The organism is Paractinoplanes ferrugineus, assembly GCF_016862195.1.
Classification (GTDB): domain Bacteria; phylum Actinomycetota; class Actinomycetes; order Mycobacteriales; family Micromonosporaceae; genus Actinoplanes; species Actinoplanes ferrugineus.
Map to the genome: position 1 here is coordinate 37,301 of NZ_BOMM01000054.1, position 19,007 is coordinate 56,307.

The following is a 19,007-nucleotide window of genomic DNA, read 5'->3' on the forward strand; positions in this document are numbered from 1 at the left end:
GCCGGCCACGAGCGGCGGGCCGGCCACGAGCGGCGGGGCGACCACGAGCGGCGGGCGGTAGCGGTGGTGTTCGGGGCGGGGTGGGGGCGCGGGGTATCGAGAAACGGCGATGGCGGCCCGGGGCCGCCATCTGCCGGTCGCCGGGCCTGGGTGCGGGCGCCGGCGATTTCAGGTGTGGGGCGCGCTCAGGTCGGTGAGCGCGCCTGGGTCAGCGGTGACCCTCCGGGCGCTGGCGCCAACGGTCCTCGAGACGATCGAGGAAGCCCGCCTTGCGCGTCTGCCGGGCGCGGCGGCTTGCTGTGCCGCCCACGGCGTGCAGGTCGGGAGCGTTGCCCTTGCGACGGGACTGCATCGCGAAGGCGGCCGAGCCCAGCATGACCACGAAACCGGCCACACCGAGGAGCGGGCTCTTGCTCACAGCCCCGTAGACGAGAACAGCGAGACCAAGGATGATCGCGAAGGCGGCGACGAGGATTCGGCGCCGTGCGTGGAAACGCGGGTCGCTGGCCCGCACAGCCGAGGCGAACTTGGGGTCCTCGGCAAGCGACCGCTCGATCTGATCGAACAGCCGCTGCTCGTGCTCCGAGAGCGGCACGGCATTCCTCCCCGGGCGCATGCCCGACCCCTGCGGGAGTCGGGGTGAAACAGGTAGGTGGCGCGGGACAGCCGTCGGCTGCCTTACCGAGCAAGTCTACGAGGGGGTTGGCGGCTCGGAAAGCGGGACGACCGTCCGCTGGGGGTGATTTTCGGAGCGGCGCGGATCGGTTCGTCCCAAAAGACTGGCTGGACCGACTCTTGCGCGGCCGAATCGGGCGGCGATGGCGTCGGCCGCGGCCTCCGCCTCGCGCCATCCGCGCTCGGGCTCCCCCAGGCTGAGCTGCCGCGATGTGGTGGCGGCCTCGGTGAGGCCCTCGACTCGCACGCCGATGAGGCGGATGTGGTCGGTCGTGGCCAGGGCTTCGAAAAGTGTCCAGGAAATTTCGAAGATCTCGCGGGCCACATCGGTGCTCGTGGGCACCGTGCGAGATCGATTGACGGTGCGGAAGTCGGCCAGGCGCACCTTGATCGACACCGTGCGGCCCACCTGACCGGCCGCGCGGAGGCGGGCGCCGACCTTGTCGGAGAGGGCGAGCATGCTGCGGCGGAGCACGGCCGGGTCGGCCACGTCGACGTCGAAGGTCATCTCGGCGCCGATCGACTTCTCCACGTGCTCCGGGGTGACCCGGCGGGGGTCGCGGCCCCAGGACAGCTCGTGCAGGTGGGCGGCGGCGGCCTCGCCGACGGCCCGGCGGAGCATGCCGTAGGGCGCGTTGGCCAGCTCGCCGACGGTGGTCAGGCCGAGCCGGCGCAGCGTCTCGGCGGCCCGCTCCCCCACGCCCCACAGCGCGTCGACCGGCAGCGGGTGCAGGAACTCGAGCACCATGGTGGCCGGCACCACGACCATGCCGTCGGGCTTGGCCCGGGTCGAGCCGAGTTTCGCCACGAACTTGGTCGGCGCCACCCCCACCGAACAGGTCAGCCGCTGCTCGGCGTGCATCCGCTCGCGGATCTTGCGGGCGATCTCGGCGGGCCGGCCGAGCAGCCGCTGGGCGCCCGCGACGTCGAGGAACGCCTCGTCCGAGGAGAGCGGCTCGACCAGCGGCGTCATGTCGCGGAAGATCGCCATGACGGCCCGGGACGCCTCCGCGATGGCCGGCCCCTCGACCGGCAGGAAGATCGCATCGGGGCACAGCGAGCGGGCGCGGGCGGTGGGCATGGCGCTGCGCACCCCGAAGCGGCGGGCCTCGTAGCTGGCCGAGCTGACCACTCCGCGCGGCCCGACGCCGCCCACGACCACCGGTTTGCCGCGCAGCTCGGGCCGGGCCCGGACGGCCACCGACGCGAAGAACGCGTCCATGTCGACGTGCAGGATCGTGCAACCCGTGTCATCGGCATCCGGCCCGAAACGCGGGTCACGCCCCCGGGGCACCACCTGGCTACGTCCCACGTCGGCGACCCTAGCCGTACCCCCTGACAAAAACCGGGGACGGACGGTCAGCGGGCGATCAGCAGGGGGACGGTCATCTCGACGGCGGTCAGGGCACCGTGGTAGCCGACCAGCCTGCCGACGATCTCCGGCTCCCAGCCGGTGGCCAGGGCCAGCGCGTGGTCCCGGCAGACCACCACGATCTCACCGATGCGGTCCAGGTGCCCGGCCGGCACCGGGCCGAACCAGCCTTCGGCGACCGCTTCGGCGCGGCCCAGCACGTACGCGGAGTCGCCGTAGACGCCCTTCCAGGCGGCGATCACGTCGGCCTGGGCGCCGGGCTCCGCATAGAGGTAGCGCACCCTTGGCTCGCCCGCCACCGCCGTCACGCCCGCCGACAGCTCGGGGCGGTCGGCCAGGTCGAGACGGCCCTCGAGCGGGATGTTCAGCTGGCCGTGATCGGCCACGACCAGCAGCGCCGACCGGGGTGGCAGGCCGTGCACGAGCCGGTCGAGCAGCACGTCCAGTTCGGCGGCAGCGGCCCGCCACGGCTCCGAGTCGACGCCCGCGACGTGTCCGGCCTTGTCGAGTTCCGGGTGGTATCCGTAGACGATGCCGGGGCCGGCCGACAACGCCGCGAGCATCCCGGCGGCCAGCTCGGCGGCGTCGGCCGCACCCGCGTACCTCGCACCCCGGTACGCGGCGACGCTCAGGCCGCTCCCGTCGTACTCCGGGCGGTTGACGACCGTGACCGGCACGCCCGCCGCGACCGACCGCTCGAAGATCGTCGGCACCGGCTGCCAGCCGAACGGATCGGGCTCGCCGGCCCACTGGATGTGGTTGAGGATCGCCCCGCCGGGCTGCCGCACGGTGAAGCCGAGCACCCCGTGCGCGCCCGGCGGCGCTCCGGTGCCCACCGTGACCAGGCTGACCGGGGTGGTCGACGGGAAACCGGCGGTCAGCGTGCGGGTGCCGAGATCGTTCAGGATCGGCGCCCAGGTCGCCGCGACCGGGACCTGAGCGGCCCCGAGGCCGTCCACCAGCAGCACCGCGACCCGGTCGACGTCGTCCAGGCCGAGGGCGAGGGAGTCGGTCGTGCCCGGCACGCCCAGCACCGCCGCGACGCTCGGCATGAGCTCGGCGAGGCTGCCCGACCCATATGCGGGGCGGACCGTACCGAGCCCCGCGGCGGCGGTCACGACCGCGGGCGGCGGGCGAAGAGGTGCAGCTGGGAGGCGATGTCGCGGAACGGGGGCCGGGCCGCCAGCGCCAGCTCGAGGTCGAGCAGCGCCTGCGGGTCCTCCTCGACGACCGAGGCCGGCAGGAGATCGGTCAGGACGCGTACGCCATGGGTCTCCTCCACCTCGAGCCCCACCGAGCGCAGGAGCGCCCCGGCGGTCTCCGCGTCGTAGCGGCGGCGCAGCGTGTCGCGTGCCCCGGCATGCCCCTCCGGGTCGTCGGCCAGCGCGAACGCCGACCGCAGATGCCCGTTGACGGCCCGGCCGAGCACGGCCGCCGCCCGGCTCGCGACCAGTACGCTCACCGCGCCGCCGGGGCGCAGCGCCGCCGTGACCGCGGCGATGACGTCGGCCGGCTGGTCGACGACCTCGAGCACCGAGTGGCAGAGGATCAGGTCGGCGCTGCCGGGCTCGACGAGACCGGCGAGCGCGTCGCCGTCGCCCTGCACGGCGCGCACCCGCTCGGCCACCCCGGCGTCGGCGGCCCGCCGGGTGAGCGCGGCGAGCGCGTCGGGGCTGGCGTCGACCACGGTGACGCGGTGGCCGGACTGGGCGAGCGGCACGGCGAACCCGCCCGTTCCGCCGCCGACGTCGACGACGGTCAGCTCGCGTCCGTCGTGTCGCTCGAGCTCACGGCGCAGGACCGCCCAGACGGCGGCGGTGCGGGCGGTGACGAGCGGCCGGGTGGTGCGGGTCGATGCGGTTTCCACCCGGGCAGCGTATCGGCCCGCACCACCGGGCACCGGCAACGCCCGCCGGGTCAGAAGTCGAAGAGGTCTCCGGTCGCCCGCCGCATCTCACACATGTTGCCGAACTTGTGACTCCACGTGAGCGCGGTGCCGCGCCACTGTCCGGCGATCTCGGCGGTGACCGGCTGGTAGATCAGGAAGCAGGCGTGGTGCCCCGGCGCGATCCGGTCCGGCCGCCCGGCCACCCGCGCCAGCTCCGCGCAGGCGAGCCCGGGGTGCGGGTGGCCGCCGGCGGGCGGGTCGCATTCGAGCTTGACGACGTCCGCGAAGCCGGCCTCGGCGGTGTAGCTGAGCGTCAGCCTCGTGCTCGCGTACCCGCCCGGATGATCCCGCGGGCCCGGCACGACGAGAACGACGGCCGACGCCGCGAGACCGGCGATGGTGCTGATCATGGTGACTACTCCACTGTCGAAAGGTACGAAAGCGGAGAATACCGACCGGTTACCGGAAGTCGCGGGATGCCGGGGTGACCGGCGGGGTGGCCGCCTCGAGCCGGTCCGCGACCAGGTTGAGCACCCCCTCGGCCTTCTCGAGGCGCCCGCGCACGACGAGCGCCGAACTGGTCCGCGCCACCCGCCGGTAGCGCTGCCACAACCCCGGCGAGCAGGTCACGTTCAACATCCCGGTCTCGTCCTCGAGGTTCACGAACGTCACCCCGCCCGCGGTCGCCGGCCGCTGCCGATGCGTGACGATCCCGCCCACCCGGATCCGGGTGCCCGCCACCACCGCCGGCAGCTGCGAGATCCGCAGCACCCCGAGCCGGTCGAACCCGGCCCGCAGGAACTGCGCCGGATGCGTCTCCGGCGACAACCCGGTCGCCCACACGTCGGCGCGCAGCCGGTCGACCTCGTCCATCCCCGGCAGGGTCGGCGCGTCGGTCCCGGTCACCGTGCCCGGCAGCCGGTCGGGCCGGTCCTGCGCGGCGGCCCCGGCGGCCCACAGCGCCTCCCGGCGCGAAAGCCCGAATCCGGCGAAGGCGTCAGCGGTGGCGAGCGCTTCCAGATGCGCGGTTCCACATCCCGTACGCCGGGAGAGGTCGGCCATGCTCCGATAGGGACCGTTCGTCCGCCGCTCGTCCTCGATGGCCGCGGCCAACTCGGCGCCGATGGTGCGAATGCTCGCCAGCCCCTGCCGGACGACCGGACCGCCGAGCCCCCACGCGTGCGGCGGCTCGTCCTCGGCCGCCTTCACCTTGGTGTCCGGGGTCCGCTCGAGGGTGGCGGCGGCGTCGCTGAGGTTGATGTCCGGCCGGTGCACCCGCACCCCGTGCCGGCGGGCGTCGTCGACCAGCGACTGCGGCGAGTAGAAACCCATCGGCTGGGCGTTGAGCAGCGCCGCGCAGAACGCGGCCGGGTGGTAACGCTTCAGCCAGGCGCTCACATAGACGAGGTACGCGAAACTGATCGCGTGGCTCTCCGGGAAGCCGTAGTTCGCGAACGCGCACAACTTCACGTACAGGTCATCGGCCAGGTCGCCGCCGATCCCCCGCTCCGCCATCCCCTCGTAGAGCCGGGCGCGCATCTCCTCCATCAGCCGCACCGACCGTTTCGAGCCCATCGCCCGGCGCAGCTTGTCCGCCTCCACCGGGGTGAACCCGGCCGAATCCATGGCCAGCTGCATCAACTGCTCCTGGAAGAGCGGCACCCCGAGGGTCTTCTCCAGGGCCCGGGCCATCGTCGGGTGCGGCATCTCCCACTTCTCCAGGCCGTTCTTGCGCCGGATGTACGGGTGCACCGAACCGCCCTGGATCGGACCCGGCCGGATCAGTGCCACCTCGACGACCAGGTCGTAGAACACCCGCGGTTTGAGGCGGGGCAGCGTGGCCATCTGGGCGCGGCTCTCCACCTGGAAGACCCCGACCGAGTCGGCCCGGCACAACATCGCGTAGACGTGTTCGTCGGACGGGCGGATGTTCGTGAAGTCCAGCTTGGACTCGATCATGTCGAACGCGTAGTGCAGCGCCGACAGCATGCCCAGGCCCAGCAGGTCGAACTTGACCAGGTTGATCGCGGCGCAGTCGTCCTTGTCCCACTGGAGCACGGTGCGGCCGGGCATCCGGCCCCACTCGACCGGGCAGACCTCGCTCACCGGCCGGTCGCAGATCACCATGCCGCCGGAGTGGATGCCGAGGTGCCGGGGGAACGTCTGCAACTCGTTGGCGTACGCCACCACCTGGTCCGGGATGTCCTGCACGTCGACGGTGGCGACACTCCCCCACCGGTCGATCTGCTTGCTCCACGCGTCCTGCTGACCCGGGGAGAACGCGAACGCCTTGGCCACGTCCCGGACGGCGGAACGGGGCCGGTAGGAGATGACGTTCGCGACCTGGGCGGTGTGCCGGCGACCGTGCTTCTCGTAGACGTACTGGATGACCTCCTCGCGCCGGTCCGACTCGATGTCGACGTCGATGTCGGGCGGCCCGTCCCGTTCCGGCGCCAGGAAACGCTCGAAGACCAGGTCGTACTCGAAGGCGTCGACATTGGTGATGTAGAGCGCGAAGCAGACCGCCGAGTTCGCCGCCGATCCCCGCCCCTGGCAGTAGATGTCCTTCTCCCGGCAGAACCGGACGATGTCGTAGACGACGAGGAAGTAACCGGGGAAGTCGAGGTCCTCGATCATCCGGAGCTCGTACTCGATCTTCGCGTAGACCTCCGGCATCTCCTCCGGCCGGCCGTACCGTTCCCGGGCGCCGCGCATGGTCAGCTCGCGCAGCCAGCTCATCTCGGTGTGGCCGGTCTCGGGGATCGGGAACGCCGGCAGCTGCGGCGCCACCAGCTGCAGGTCGAAGGCGAGCGCGCCACCCAGCTCGGCGGCGAGCTCGACCACGCCCGGACAGTCCGCGAACCGCCGGGCCATCTCGGCCCCGCTGCGCAGGTGGGCGGTGCCGGCCGCGGGCAGCCAGCCGTCGATCTCGTCGAGGCTGCGCCGGGCCCGGACCGCGGCGAGCGTGGTGGCGAGCCGGCGCCGGGCCGGGACCGCGTAGTGCACGTTGTTGGTGGCGACCGCGCCCAGCCGCCGGCTGCGGGCCAGCTGATAGAGCACGTCGTTGCGGTCACCGTCGTCCGGATGACCGTGATCGGTCAGCTCGACCACCACGTTCTCCGCGCCGAACAGGCCGGTCAGCCGGTCGAGCTCGTGGGCGGCCCGCTCGATCCCGCCGGCGGCGAGCGCCCCCGGCACGATCCCCTTGCGGCAGCCGGTGAGCACCAGCACGTGCCCCCGCAGCGCGGCCGCGATCCGCTCCACCGAGCCGTAGTCCGGCTTGCCCTTCTCCCCGCCCGCGAGCTGCCCCTCGCCGATGGTCCGGCCCAGCGCGGCATACCCGGCCGCGTCCCGGGCCAGCACCAGCAGATGCGGCCCGGCCGGGTCGGGCTCGCCGTTCTGCGGCCTGGTCAGCCCCAGCGACAGCTCCGCCCCGAAGACGGTCGGCAGACGCAGTTTCGCCGCCGCCTCGGCGAACCGGACCACCCCGTAGAACCCGTCGTGGTCGGTGACGGCCAGCCCGGTGAGCCCCAGCCGCGCCGCCTCCTCGGCCAGCTCCTCCGGATGACTGGCCCCGTCGAGGAAGCTGAAGTTGGTGTGACAGTGCAGCTCGGCGTACGGGACGGTGGTCTCCTTCGCCCGTACCACCGCCGGCGCCTCGTAGGGCTGCCGTTTGCGGCTCCAGGCCGGCGAGTCACCGCCGTCCGCGTCCACCGCGAGCGGATCCACCGCGAACGGTTGCCGCGCCTGCTCCCCGATCCGGTGAACGCCCTCCGCCGGCGGCGGTGGCTCGACCGGCCGCCCGGCGAGCGCCTCCGCAAGCTGCGACCAGGACTGCCGCGGGTTATGAAAGCCCACCGCGACCCCCTCGCCCAGCCCTGCCCTGCCCAGCCCTGCCCTGCCCAGCCCTGTCCTGCCCAGACCCGCCGTGCCCAGACCCGCCGTGCCCAGCCCCGCCGTGCCCAGCCCCGCCGTGCCCAGCCCTGTCCTGCTCAGTCATAGCCTGTCCTGCTCAGTCATAGATGGCCTCCACCGTCCAGTGGCCGCCGGCCAGCGCGAGCAGCAGCGCGCGGCCGTCGGCGAGCGACACCTGGAACCGTGCGTGCCGGCGGCTCTCCCCGGCCGCCCACCAGCGTTCGTCCACCGGCCACGGCCCGGCCCAGCCACTGATCTCGATCAGCTCGCCCCGTTCCACCATCAGCGACGCCGGATCGCCGGTCAGTTCCAGGCGCGCGCTGACCCCGACCGGCGTACCGCTCCCGTCGAGCACCACCGCGGCCGGCGGCCGCAGCGGCACCACCGCCGGCGCGGGCCTCGGCAGCCGCCCCGGCCACGGCGGCAGCCCGGCCCCCGGTCCGGCCCCCGGCCGCACTCCCCGCCCGGCCCGCGGCTTGACGTCCGGCTTGATGTCCGGGGCGGCGAGCGACCCGGTTCCCGCATCGGCGACCGAACCGGTGCCGGACGGGCCGGGCATACCGGACGGGCCGGGCACGCCGGACGGGCCGGACGGGCCGGACGGGCCGGGCACCGTGGCGGGTCCGGCCGGCTCGGGGGCCTCCTCCCGGCCGGGGGTGGGCAGGTGGGAGACGGTGGCCAGGCCCGTCCTTCCCGGGGCGGCGGGCGGGCGGCGGGAGGCCAGGTCGATCACGGTGCCTCCGGTCGGGGGTTCGGCCCGGGTCTCGGCCGGCTGCTCGGCGGGAAGCAGCGCCGGGAGCAGCGCCGGGAACGGGAAGAGGGTGGCTTCCTCGCGGGGCTGCAGCGGGGTGGTGAGCACGTCCGGGACGGGATCGCGGTAGGGGGCAGTGGGGCGGTGCGGGGTGCGTTCGTCGCCCCACGGGATGAGCCGGATCTGGTCGTCGGCCGAGCGGCCGCCCGAGGGCACCGGTGTCACCAGGGCCGCCGGGCCCAGCAGGCCCTGCACCCGGCTGAACGCCCGGTGGGCCCGCTCGCGGTCGGCGCCCGCGTCACCCCAGAGGCCCGGCTGCAGCCCGAGGTGGACCAGGACGCCGTCGGGGATCAGGCGCAGGCGCACCAGGCCGGCCGTGGGGCGCGCCGGTGCGCCGCGGCGGGCGCCGGTCAGCCAGCCGTCGAGCTGCCAGCGAACGCGTTCGGCGATGGCCGCCGCGGTGAGGGTGCCGTCGTGCCGCCAGACGCGGTGCAGCTCCTGGCCGTCGGCGGTGACCGCCTCGATGCCCAGCCGGGTGCAGGCCAGGCCGTGCGCGGCCAGGCGTTCGTGCAGGCGTTCGGCGAGGTTGCGGCCGGCGAACGCGGCCACGTCGACCCGGTCGAGCGGCTCGTCGTAGGTGTCGGCCACGTCGAGGTCGGGCGGCGGTTGCCGGACCGCCAGGGGCCGGTGGTCACGGCCGGCGGCGAGCCGGTGGGCGAGCGCCCCGTCGAACCCGAACCGGGTCAGCACGTCCCCCGCCGGCAGGGCCGCGAAGTCGCCGAGCGTCTTGACACCCAGCCGGTGGAGCAGGTCGACCAGTTCGGGCCGGTCGAGCGCGGCGATCGGCAGGCCGGCCAGGAACGCGGCGGTCTCCCCCGGGCCGAGCACCCGTCCCTCGCGGGCGGCGAGTCCCGCCGCGAACACCCCGTCGGCGATCCCCACCTGGCTCTCCACCGCACAGGCCTCGGCGATCTGTTCGACGATCCGTTCGGCGGCGGCCTCCTCACCACCGAAATAGCGGGCCGGGCCGCGGGCCGCGAGCGCACACGCCCCCGGCCGGATCACCTCGACCCCGACCGCGACCGCCTCGACCGCGGCGACGACGGCTTCGAAGGCCCGCGCGTCCCGCCCCGGGTCGTGCTCGACGACGACCAGCCGGGGGCACCGGCTCTGCGCCTCCCGGCGCCGCAGCCCCCGCCGCACGCCCTCCCGCCGCGCCGCCTCCGAGCAGGCGACCACCCGGTTCTCCTTGAGCACCACCACCGGCCCGGCCGCCTCGATCCCGTCGACGATCTCCGCCGCCGTGACCGGCCAGTCCGGGCACCACACCAGCAGGGTCCGCACCTCACCCACGTCACACCGCCGCCCGGAGCCGCGTCCGCGAGGCCGACAGGCCCGCCCGGATGCGCTGGGCGAACTGGCCCGCGGCGGGCGCACCGCCGGCCGACGAGGGGTCGGGGGCGGTGGGCGAGCCGCCGGCCGAGGAGCGGCCGGGGATGGTGGGTGAGTCGGTGGGCAGCGAGGACGGCGGTGGGGGCGGGGGGATGGTGAACGGGCGGATCGTCACGCCCGGCATCCACATCGTGATCTCCTTCGGGCGGGCGGCCGCGCCCCGGCCCCGGGCGAGCACGGTCACCTCGCGGCGGCGCAGGCGGCCCCGGCCCGCGCCGAGGCCCTCCCAGCGGCCCTCGGTCACGCGCAGGGTCACGTCGGCGCCGTTCCACCGGCCGAACGGCACCAGCACGCTGCCCCGCTGGCGGGCCCGGGCGGCCAGGCGGCCGGCGATCGACGCCGACACCGGGCCGGGGACGGCGGTCACCACCACGTCGACCCCGTCGATCAGGGCCGCCACCACGGTGGGCCAGTCGGGGCCGGGGTTGGGCACCAGGGCCAGTCGGTCGAGGACGATGCCGCTCTCCTGGGCGGCCAGCGCGCCCAGCGCCGGCACCCCGACGACGGCGCACCAGGAACCGGCGCGGGACGCCTCGGCGAGCAGCGCGAGCATCAAGGAGGTGCCGCCGCCGGGCGCGGCCCGGCCGGTGGAGACCGAGACGGTGCTGCCCCGGCGCAGCCCGCGACCGGGCAGCAGACCGCTCAGCTCGGGCGCCACCGGCAGCACCCGGTGCACACCCGGCTCGTCGGTCTCCTCCGCTGTCCGGATCAGCTCCGCGAGGGCGGCCGCACCGTTGATCATGCGTCCCGCCATCCTTGCCCCGCTCCGTGTCGCGATGTTCCGGCCCACCCGGGAAACGGGCAGGCGACAGCGCCGCACGGCGCCAGGGGTGTTTCGGTGAAAGCCGGTGAAGCCGCGGTCAGGCGGCAGCCAGCGGGGGCTGGTAGCTCAGGCCCAGCGCCGACTCGACGACCGTGACGAACTGCTCGGCCGCGCGCAACAGGTCGTCGGCCTCCCGGGCGCTCACCACGCGGGGGATGCCGGCCTCGGCGGCGGCGCGCTTGGCGGCGCCCAGCGCGAAATAGCTCGCCCAGTCGCCGAACTCGGGGGCCACCAGCACCAGCAGGGACCACACGCTGGTCACCCGGCTGCGGCGGGTGGGCGCCGCGGGGCGGGCCCGGGCGGCGAGGATCGCGGCGGCCGCACGGAGCGCGGCCAGGTGGGCCGCGGCGTAACGGAGGCCGTCGGGGCGGGTGTGCGCCGCCTCGTCGAGGCCCTGCCGCGCGATCGTCAGCAGCTGGGCCGGGGTGCGGTTGGGCAGCATGTGCGCCGGGACCGTGGGGGCTTCCTGCACGGCCGAGGTCGGCGCGTGCGCCAAGCCGGGGACCTGCATGAGGCCCGGCGCCCTGTTGCTCGCCATAGGTCGTTCTCCTCGCGTGTCGCATCCGACGTGCCTGGTCGAACCGATCGCTGCGGAGGAAGGCGCAGCAGCCGTGCGTGCGAACCGGCCGGATGTGAAGCTTCCCCACACCACACCCGGCCGGACCTCGCCGGCGGGTCCGCCGTCCGCCACCCGGGGGTCGGGGGGTGACGGACGGCGGTCCTGCCTTGTCTCGAAGGCGCCGGGCCCGCGAATGCCCGGAGCCTCACGTGCGGCACTTCGCGGGTGCCGCACCCGGGAGCCACGCCGCGAAACGCCGCTCCCGGAGCCGGAACGGAGGTCCGGACCGAGATCTCTCGAGCTCGGCCGTTCGAACATCCGTTCTAACTAAGAAAGAGACTAGCACTGGCGTACGACAAAAACGCAACCTCTGCTCTCGGCACCCGCCGGGATCAGCCCGCAGGCCGGCCGGAGAGTGCGGTCAGACACCGCCGACGTGGATCACCGGGCGGCGCTCGATGTCCGGCTCGGTCTTGCGGATGATCTCGCGTACCACCGGCGCGGTGTCCCCCCGGCCGAGCAGCAGGTAGCGGAACAGGTGGACGAGCGGGCTGCCCTCGGCCCAGGCGAAGTAGCAGTGCGGCCGCACCCCGGTGGCGTCCCGCAGGGCCAGCAGCACGGCGGCGATCGCGTTCGGCGCGGCGGCACTGCGCACGCGCAGCACCCGGTGCCCGCCGACCTGCGCCCCGTGCACCTCGAGCACCCCGCTGAACTGCGACGGGTCGGCCACCTCGACCTCGAGGAAGAGGATGTCGTTGCGGCCGGGCACCGGGTTCATCCGGCGCTGCTCGTCCTCCTTGTGGGTGTACTCCGCCGACTCGCCGGTCTCCCGCCGGTTCGCGACGATGTCCAGCTCGCCGTCGTTGGCGAGGGAGTCGGCGATGTACTGCCGGGCGGCGGGGTCGAACTCGATCCGCTCGGCCCGCAGCTCGGTGGTGCGGCTCACCCGGGAGATCAGCGACACCAGGATGATCCCGCCGACGAAGACGGCCGAGATGGCGATCCCGTCCGGCTTCTCGATGATGTTGTCGCCGAGCGCGTACAGAAGGACGAGGCTGAGGATCGCGAAGCCGCCGGCGGCGCCGCGTCGCCCGGCCCGCCACGCGGAGATCGTGACCGCGACGGCGCCCGACACCATCATCGCCAGGATGCCTGTCGCATAGGCCCCGGCCTGGGCGTTGACGTCGGCGCGGAAGGCGATGGTGATGCCGATGCCGAGCCCGGTGTAGACGATCACGACGGGCCGGACGGCCCGGCCCCACTCCGGCGCCATGCCGTAACCGGGCAGGTAGCGCGGCACGATGTTGATCAGTCCGGCCATCGCGGAGGCACCCGCGAACCAGAGGATCAGGATGCTGCTGATGTCGTAGGCCGTACCGAAGATCTCGCCGAGCTCGGCATGCGCGAGGTAGGCCAGGGCGCGCCCGTTCGCCTCGCCGCCCGGCTGGAACTCCTCCTTCGGGATGAGCACGGTGGTGACGAAGGAGGTGGCGACGAGGTAGACGCTCATGATCAGCGCGGCCGTGGTGAGCAGCTTGCGGGTGTTCCGGATGCGCTCGGCCGGCGAGGACGCCTTGATCAGCGGCATCATGCTGACCCCGGTCTCGAAGCCGGACAGGCCGAGGACCAGGGCCGGGAAGGCCAGGATGGACGGTCCGATGAAGTTCCCGGTCGAGGTGAGCTGATCGATCCAGCGGGACAGCGCGTCCGGCGTGGTGAAGACGTCGACCAGGCCGACCACCGTGATCACCGCGTTGAGCACCAGGAAGATCGCGACGAGCGGGATCGCCACCCCGACGGCCTCGCTGAAGCCGAGCAGAAAGACGAAGCCCAGGATCAACAGCAGGATCACGGTGATGAGTACGGCGTGACCGTGCAGGAAATCCGGCAGAACCGGGTTCTCCGCCATGTGGACCGTCGCGTCGGCCGCCGACAGGGTGATCGTGATGATCCACGAGGTGCACACGAACCCGAGCAGGACAAGCACGAACAGCTTGCCCCGCCAGAACGGCAGCAGGTGTTCGAGCATCGCCACCGAGCCCTGGCCGTGCGGGCTCTCCTGGGCCACCCGCCGGTACATCGGCAGCATGCCGAACAGGGTCAGCGCCACGATCAGCAGCGTCGCCAGCGGGGACAGCGCCCCGGCCGCGAGCGCCGCGATGGCCGGCAGGTAGGACAGTGTGGAGAAGTAGTCGACCCCGGTCAGGCACATCACCTTCCACCAGGGTTGCTCGTGGTCGGTCGGCGGCGCCTCGGGGCCGACCGGCTGCACCCGGTGGGCGAGCAGCCAGCGACTCAGGGGGTGGCCGGGGGCCCGCGGAGCCACCGGGCTGTCCACCACCGCGGGCACATCGATCTCGGTGCTCATCGGCTCCCCGATCGTGAGTTCAGATGCCAAGATTCAGCAATGGACCGGACTGTAGTAATCACGGGCGCCAGCTCCGGCGTCGGTTTGGCCGCGGCGGAGCAACTGGCCGCGCAGGGCGATCAGGTGGTCGTCGTCGGCCGCGACCCGCAGCGGCTGGCCGCCGCCGTCGCGAAGGTACGGCAAGCGGGCAACGGGCGCGAGCCGGGCCGGTTCCGCGCCGACTTCGAGTCGTTCCAGCAGGTACGCGACCTGGCCACGTACCTGCTCGAGACGTACCCGAGGATCGACGTGCTGGCCAACAACGCGGGCGGCATGATCGCGAACTACCGCCGCACCGCCGACGGCTACGAGGCCACCGTCCAGGGCAACCACCTCGGCCCGTTCCTGCTGACCAACCTGCTGCGGGAACGGCTCGCGGGGGGCCGGATCGTGAACACCGCCTCGGACGCGCACCGCTCCGGGCGACCGGATCCCGACAACTTCGCCGGGAACGGGAAATACCGCAGCTTCCAGACGTACGGCGCGGCCAAGTCGGCGAACATCCTCTTCGCGTCGGAGGCGGCCCGCCGCTGGCCGGACATCACCAGCGTGTCGTTCCACCCGGGCGTGGTCCGCACCAACTTCGGCGACGGCACCCTGACCAGGCTCTTCTACCGGTACGCGCCGTTGCTGGTGACCCCGGAGAAGGCCGGCGCGCTGCTCGTGCGGCTGGCCACGATCCCGGCGAAGGGCCTGGTCGACGGCGGCTACTACGTGGGCCACGACCCGAAGAAGCCGGCCTCGTACGCCGCCGACCCGGCCGCCGCGGCGAGATTATGGGCGGCGAGCGAGGCCGCTGTAGGGATATAAGAGGGCGATGAGATATCGGACTCTCGGCCCGAGCGGGCTACGCGTGTCGGAATTGATCCTCGGGGCGATGACCTTCGGCGAGCACGGCGGGGTCGGTGCCCCGATCGAGGAGTGCCGGCGCATCCTGGACGCGTACGCACAGGCCGGTGGCAACACCGTGGACACCGCGATCAACTACCGCGACGGGCAGAGCGAGCAGATCCTCGGCGAGTTGCTGGCCGGCCGGCGCGAGTCGTTCGTGCTGTCCAGCAAGTACACCGCGACCCGTGATCCGCAGGACGCGAACGCCGGCGGCAACGCCCGCAAGAACCTGCGGGCCTCCCTCGAGACCAGCCTGCGCCGGTTGCGCACCGACTACCTCGACATCTACTGGGTGCACGTCTGGGACAAGCACACGCCCATCGAGGAGACGATGCGGGCGCTCGACGACGCCGTACGCGCCGGAAAGGTCCTTTATGTAGGGATCTCCGACGCGCCGGCCTGGGTGATCGCTCGCGGCCAGACCCTCGCCGAACTGCGGGGCTGGTCGCCGTTCACGGCTCTGCAGATGCCGTACAACGTGATCGATCGCGACATCGAGCGCGAGTTGCTCCCGATGGCCGAGTCCCTCGGCCTGGCCGTGACCGCGTGGAGCCCGCTCGCCGGCGGCATCCTCTCCGGTAAGTACACCGCCGCTGAACACACCGCCGCGCCGGCCGGGTCGCCGACCCGGCTCGACCCGGCGTCGCTCGACGAGCGCCAGCTCGCGGCGGCCGCCGCGGTGCAGCGGGTCGCCGACGAGATCGGCGCCACCCCGTCGCAGGTCGCGATCGCCTGGACGGCCGCCCGCTCACCGGCGATCGTGCCGATCGTCGGCGCGCGCTCGCTCACCCAGCTCCGCGACAATCTCGGCGCGCTCGACGTGACGCTCACCGCCGCGCAGGTCGACGCGCTGGCCGGCGCCACCGACTTCAAGCTGGGCTTCCCGCACGACTTCGTGAACGGGATCGCGCCCTGGGTCTTCGGCAAGGGACTGGTCGGTAAAGAATAGGGCGATGCCGGTGACACTGCACGTCTGGCGGGTGCCGAGGCGGAGGATCGGCGCGGCCATGCTGCGCATGGCCTTCGCCCGGCGCAAGCGCGACGGGGTCGAGTTCGCGAAGTTCCTGGGTACGGGTACGGGGGTGGGCTTCGGCCCGTCGGATGCCGATCTGACCCGGTACGCGGCATTGGTCGTGAGTTCCGGCCCGGTCGAGTTCCCGGCCTGGGACAGCATCGCCGTGGCCAAGGCGACGATCGCCCTGACCCCGCTCGCCAGCCGCGGGACGTGGTCCGGCAGGACCCCGTTCGGTGCGCCGGCCCCGGCCCGGTCCGACGGCATGGTGCTGGCCCTCACCCGCGCCCGGCTGCGCCCCGCGAAGGCGCTGACGTTCTGGCGGGCGATCCCCCCGGTGGCCCGGGAACTCGCCGCCGCACCCGGACTTCTCGCCCGTTTCGGCATCGGCGAGGCGCCCCTCGGCTGGCAGGGCACGGTCAGCGTGTGGCGTGATGCGGCGGAGCTGACCGGCTTCGCGTACCGTCAGCCGGAGCATCGTGCGGTGATCGCACAGACCCCGGCCGCCCGCTGGTACGCCGAGGAGTTGTTCGCCCGGTTCGCGGTGGACCGCATCAGCGGTGACCGGGCCGTGCTGGGGTGGCTGGAAGAGGGGCAGATCGAGGTATGAGGCTCGTTGCGTGGCAGCCGGACGACCTGCTCCGCCGGCTGGACGACGTGGTCACGGTCTACGGCGAGGCGATGGGCTACCGCCAGGAGCTGCTGCAGACCCGGCGCGGCTACATCGGCGCCCACGTCCGCCGCCCCGGCTTCCGCGCCGTCGCCACCCTCACCACCGACGGCCGGCTCGCCGGCTTCGGGTACGGCTACACCTCCGGTCCCGGTCAGTGGTGGCACGACCAGGTCCGCTCGGCCCTCGACGAACCGTCCCGCGAACAGTGGCTGGCCGACTGCTTCGAGGTGGTCGAGCTGCACGTCCGCCCGGTGGCCCAGGGCCACGGGGTCGGCGCCCGCCAGCTGCGCGCGCTGCTCGCCATGGCCGACGGCCGGACGGTGCTGCTGAGCACCCCCGAGGCCGACGAGCAGAAGTCCCGGGCCTGGCGGCTGTACCGCCGTTTCGGCTTCGTCGACGTGCTCCGCCACTTCCTGTTCCCCGGCGACGAGCGCGCGTTCGCCATCCTGGGCCGCGCGTTGCCCCTGGTGGAACGCCCCGCCGAGAACGCACCCGGCATAGTCGGCATCTGACGATCTCATGCGCACCCGCCTGCCCTGGGCGCTGCTGGCCGTCCTGGTGCTGGCCCAGATCTGCTACCCGCTGACCACCGGCGACACCCGGGCCGCCCTGACCGTGGCCACCGTCGTGCTCGGCTATGCCATGTCGGTCACGCACGCCGCCCTGACCCGCGGCCCGCGGGGCGCCGGCGCGCTGATCGCCACGGCCACGGTGGGTGGTTTCGCGGTGGAGGCGATCGGCGTCGCGACCGGCTTCCCCTTCGGCACCTACGACTATTCCGGCGAACTCGGCCCGAAGCTCCTCGACGTCCCCCTGATCATCCCGCTGGCCTGGACCTGGATGGCGTGGCCGGCCTGGATCGCCGCGACCCGGGCGACCGGGCGCCCGGCCGCCCGGATCGCCCTGGCCGCCCTGGGCCTGGCCGCGTGGGACCTCTTCCTCGACCCGCAGATGGTCGCCGAGGGTTACTGGCGGTGGCACTCCCCCACCCCCGCCCTACCCGGCGTGCCCGGCATCCCGATCGGCAACTACCTGGGCTGGCTGGGCTTCGCCCTGCTGCTGATGCTGGCCCTGGCCACCCGCGTCAAGACCCCCGCCAAGGGGGACGCGCCGATCCTCGCCCTCTGGTTCTGGACGTACGCCTCCTCGGTGCTCGCCCACGCCGTCTTCCTGCACCTCCCCGCGTCCGCCGCCTGGGGTGGCGCCACGATGGGCCTGGCCGTCCTCCCGGTAGCCATCCACCTGCTCAGATCCCGCACCCGCACCGCCCAGCCCAGCACCCCCGGCCGTGGCGGCACCGCGCCGAGCGCGGCCGGTCCGCCCGAGGCCGGCCGATGATCTCGCCCTCCTGGCTGATCCTGCTCCCCTGGCTGGCCCTCACCGCCCACACCGCCGTCAACGCGACCCTCCTGCGCCGCCTCCCCAAATCCACTGAACCCGACATATACGATATGGTGGATGAATCGCCCGGCGATGTGCCGCCGCCCGGCGCCGGCGAACGGTCCGGCGTAAGCGAACAGTCCGGCTGGGGCGAACAGTCCGGCCGGGGCGAACAGTCCGGCGGGGCCGACCGGTCCGGCTCGCTCGTCACCGAGCGGATCGCGGTGCTTCTTCCGCTGCGCAACGAGGCGGACCGGGTGCGGCCCTGCCTCGAGGCCCTGCTGGCCCAGCGGGGCGTCGCCGACCTCACGATCCACGTCCTCGACGACGGCTCCACCGACGGGACCGCCGAGGTGGTGCGGGAGATCGCCGGCGACCGGGTCCGGCTGATCACCGGGGCGGACCTGCCGCCCGGCTGGCTCGGCAAGCCCTACGCCTGTCATCAACTCGCCCAAGCGGCGGGAAACGCGGACATCTTGTCCTTCGTGGACGCCGATGTCGTCCTCGAACCGGATGCGCTGGCCCGCGCCGCGACACTCCTGCGGCGGATCGGCGTGACGCTGCTCTCGCCGTACCCGGGAATTGTCGGCGCCGGGGCCCTCGTCCAACCGCTCCTGCAATGGTCCTGGCTGACGTTCTTGCCGCTGCGCGCGATGGAGCGCTCCCCGCGCCCGTCGCTGGCCGCCGCCGGCGGCCAGTGGCTGATCGTCGACGCGGAGGGTTACCGCAGGTCGGGCGGGCATGCCGGGGTGCGCACCGAGATCCTCGAGGACATCGAGCTGGCCCGCGCGGTCAAGCGCTCCGGCGGCCGGATCGCGCTGGCCGACGGGTCGCCCGCGGCGACCTGCCGGATGTACGACTCCTGGCACGATCTGACGAACGGCTACACCAAATCGCTGTGGGCGAGCTTCGGCTCCCCGGTCGCCGCCGGCTTCGTCGTGGTCCTTCTCCTTCTGCTGTACGCGCTCCCGCCCGCGGCCGCGCTGGGCTTGGCCGTGACCGGCGCGCACGTCGGAGCGCTCCTTGCGTTGTGCGCCTACCTGCTGGGCGTGCTGGGCCGGGTCGTGGCCGCGGCCGCCACCGGCACGAAGCCCTGGCCGTCGGCCCTGGCCCACCCGATCGCGATCGTCGTGTTCGCCTGGCTGATCGCCCGCTCCTTCCGCCTGCGCCACCGGGGCCGCCTGTTCTGGCGGGGCCGTCGACTATGAG

General features: G+C 73.5%; 16 protein-coding genes. 6 read left to right on the forward strand and 10 right to left on the reverse strand.

The window, feature by feature from the left end; translation table 11 throughout:
* Positions 1 to 208 precede the first annotated feature (208 nt).
* From Afe05nite_RS30790 to Afe05nite_RS30835, 10 genes are all read right to left on the reverse strand, one after another.
* On the reverse strand, positions 209 to 595 hold the full coding sequence (locus Afe05nite_RS30790; RefSeq protein WP_203820760.1) for an SCO2097 family morphological protein: 387 nt from the start codon (positions 593 to 595) through the stop codon (positions 209 to 211).
* 96 nt (positions 596 to 691) lie between these two features.
* On the reverse strand, positions 692 to 1,987 hold the full coding sequence (dinB, locus tag Afe05nite_RS30795; protein WP_203820761.1) for a DNA polymerase IV: 1,296 nt from the start codon (positions 1,985 to 1,987) through the stop codon (positions 692 to 694).
* Between the two features lie 47 nt (positions 1,988 to 2,034).
* The gene (locus tag Afe05nite_RS30800; protein WP_239118310.1) at positions 2,035 to 3,165 is read right to left on the reverse strand and encodes an alkaline phosphatase family protein; all 1,131 of its coding nucleotides are present in this window, start codon (positions 3,163 to 3,165) and stop codon (positions 2,035 to 2,037) included.
* Complete coding sequence (locus tag Afe05nite_RS30805) at positions 3,162 to 3,914, reverse strand: methyltransferase domain-containing protein (protein ID WP_203820762.1); 753 nt, start codon at positions 3,912 to 3,914, stop codon at positions 3,162 to 3,164. The genes Afe05nite_RS30800 and Afe05nite_RS30805 overlap by 4 nt, the downstream gene beginning before the upstream one ends.
* A 50-nt stretch (positions 3,915 to 3,964) precedes the next feature.
* Positions 3,965 to 4,345, reverse strand: coding sequence for an SSI family serine proteinase inhibitor (locus Afe05nite_RS30810; RefSeq protein WP_203820763.1), 381 nt, complete (start codon positions 4,343 to 4,345; stop codon positions 3,965 to 3,967).
* A 49-nt stretch (positions 4,346 to 4,394) separates the two neighbouring features.
* A complete protein-coding gene (locus Afe05nite_RS30815; RefSeq protein ID WP_203820764.1) occupies positions 4,395 to 7,793 on the reverse strand; it encodes an error-prone DNA polymerase in 3,399 nt (1,132 codons plus the stop codon).
* 154 nt (positions 7,794 to 7,947) lie between these two features.
* Positions 7,948 to 9,954, reverse strand: a complete 2,007-nt coding sequence (locus Afe05nite_RS30820; RefSeq protein ID WP_203820765.1) for a Y-family DNA polymerase — start codon at positions 9,952 to 9,954, stop codon at positions 7,948 to 7,950.
* A 1-nt stretch (position 9,955) separates the two neighbouring features.
* A complete protein-coding gene (gene imuA' / locus Afe05nite_RS30825) occupies positions 9,956 to 10,795 on the reverse strand; it encodes a DnaE2-dependent mutagenesis accessory factor ImuA' (RefSeq protein WP_438869177.1) in 840 nt (279 codons plus the stop codon).
* Between the two features lie 118 nt (positions 10,796 to 10,913).
* A complete protein-coding gene (locus Afe05nite_RS30830) occupies positions 10,914 to 11,414 on the reverse strand; it encodes an SAV_6107 family HEPN domain-containing protein (RefSeq protein ID WP_203820766.1) in 501 nt (166 codons plus the stop codon).
* Between the two features lie 442 nt (positions 11,415 to 11,856).
* On the reverse strand, positions 11,857 to 13,803 hold the full coding sequence (locus Afe05nite_RS30835) for an APC family permease (RefSeq protein ID WP_203820767.1): 1,947 nt from the start codon (positions 13,801 to 13,803) through the stop codon (positions 11,857 to 11,859).
* 39 nt (positions 13,804 to 13,842) lie between these two features.
* On the opposite strand from Afe05nite_RS30835, the gene Afe05nite_RS30840 reads away from it, so the two are divergent.
* Genes Afe05nite_RS30840 through Afe05nite_RS30865 form a run of 6 tightly spaced genes read left to right on the forward strand, consistent with a single transcriptional unit; the run spans position 13,843 to position 19,006 of the window.
* Positions 13,843 to 14,652, forward strand: a complete 810-nt coding sequence (locus Afe05nite_RS30840) for an SDR family NAD(P)-dependent oxidoreductase (protein WP_203820768.1) — start codon at positions 13,843 to 13,845, stop codon at positions 14,650 to 14,652.
* A 7-nt stretch (positions 14,653 to 14,659) separates the two neighbouring features.
* Complete coding sequence (locus Afe05nite_RS30845) at positions 14,660 to 15,682, forward strand: aldo/keto reductase (RefSeq protein WP_203820769.1); 1,023 nt, start codon at positions 14,660 to 14,662, stop codon at positions 15,680 to 15,682.
* Between the two features lie 4 nt (positions 15,683 to 15,686).
* Positions 15,687 to 16,355: a monooxygenase gene (locus Afe05nite_RS30850; RefSeq protein WP_203820770.1), complete on the forward strand. Its 669-nt coding sequence runs from the start codon at positions 15,687 to 15,689 to the stop codon at positions 16,353 to 16,355.
* Complete coding sequence (locus Afe05nite_RS30855; RefSeq protein WP_203820771.1) at positions 16,352 to 16,930, forward strand: GNAT family N-acetyltransferase; 579 nt, start codon at positions 16,352 to 16,354, stop codon at positions 16,928 to 16,930. Before Afe05nite_RS30850 ends, Afe05nite_RS30855 begins: the two co-directional genes overlap by 4 nt.
* 7 nt (positions 16,931 to 16,937) lie before the next feature.
* Positions 16,938 to 17,756 (forward strand): carotenoid biosynthesis protein, encoded by an 819-nt coding sequence (locus Afe05nite_RS30860; protein WP_203820772.1) that lies wholly within the window; start codon positions 16,938 to 16,940, stop codon positions 17,754 to 17,756.
* Complete coding sequence (locus Afe05nite_RS30865; protein ID WP_438869180.1) at positions 17,753 to 19,006, forward strand: glycosyltransferase family 2 protein; 1,254 nt, start codon at positions 17,753 to 17,755, stop codon at positions 19,004 to 19,006. Before Afe05nite_RS30860 ends, Afe05nite_RS30865 begins: the two co-directional genes overlap by 4 nt.
* The last annotated feature ends 1 nt before the right edge of the window (position 19,007 follow it).

Excerpts from the sequence above, each read along its gene's own strand:
- Afe05nite_RS30810 (WP_203820763.1), bottom strand. The coding sequence starts at position 4,345 with ATGATCAGCACCATCGCCGGTCTCGCGGCGTCGGCCGTCGTTCTCGTC.
- imuA' (WP_438869177.1), bottom strand. The coding sequence starts at position 10,795 with ATGATCAACGGTGCGGCCGCCCTCGCGGAGCTGATCCGGACAGCGGAG.
- Afe05nite_RS30830 (WP_203820766.1), bottom strand. The coding sequence starts at position 11,414 with ATGGCGAGCAACAGGGCGCCGGGCCTCATGCAGGTCCCCGGCTTGGCG.
- Afe05nite_RS30835 (WP_203820767.1), bottom strand. The coding sequence starts at position 13,803 with ATGAGCACCGAGATCGATGTGCCCGCGGTGGTGGACAGCCCGGTGGCT.
- Afe05nite_RS30840 (WP_203820768.1), top strand. The coding sequence starts at position 13,843 with ATGGACCGGACTGTAGTAATCACGGGCGCCAGCTCCGGCGTCGGTTTG.
- Afe05nite_RS30845 (WP_203820769.1), top strand. The coding sequence starts at position 14,660 with ATGAGATATCGGACTCTCGGCCCGAGCGGGCTACGCGTGTCGGAATTG.
- Afe05nite_RS30850 (WP_203820770.1), top strand. The coding sequence starts at position 15,687 with ATGCCGGTGACACTGCACGTCTGGCGGGTGCCGAGGCGGAGGATCGGC.
- Afe05nite_RS30855 (WP_203820771.1), top strand. The coding sequence starts at position 16,352 with ATGAGGCTCGTTGCGTGGCAGCCGGACGACCTGCTCCGCCGGCTGGAC.
- Afe05nite_RS30860 (WP_203820772.1), top strand. The coding sequence starts at position 16,938 with ATGCGCACCCGCCTGCCCTGGGCGCTGCTGGCCGTCCTGGTGCTGGCC.
- Afe05nite_RS30865 (WP_438869180.1), top strand. The coding sequence starts at position 17,753 with ATGATCTCGCCCTCCTGGCTGATCCTGCTCCCCTGGCTGGCCCTCACC.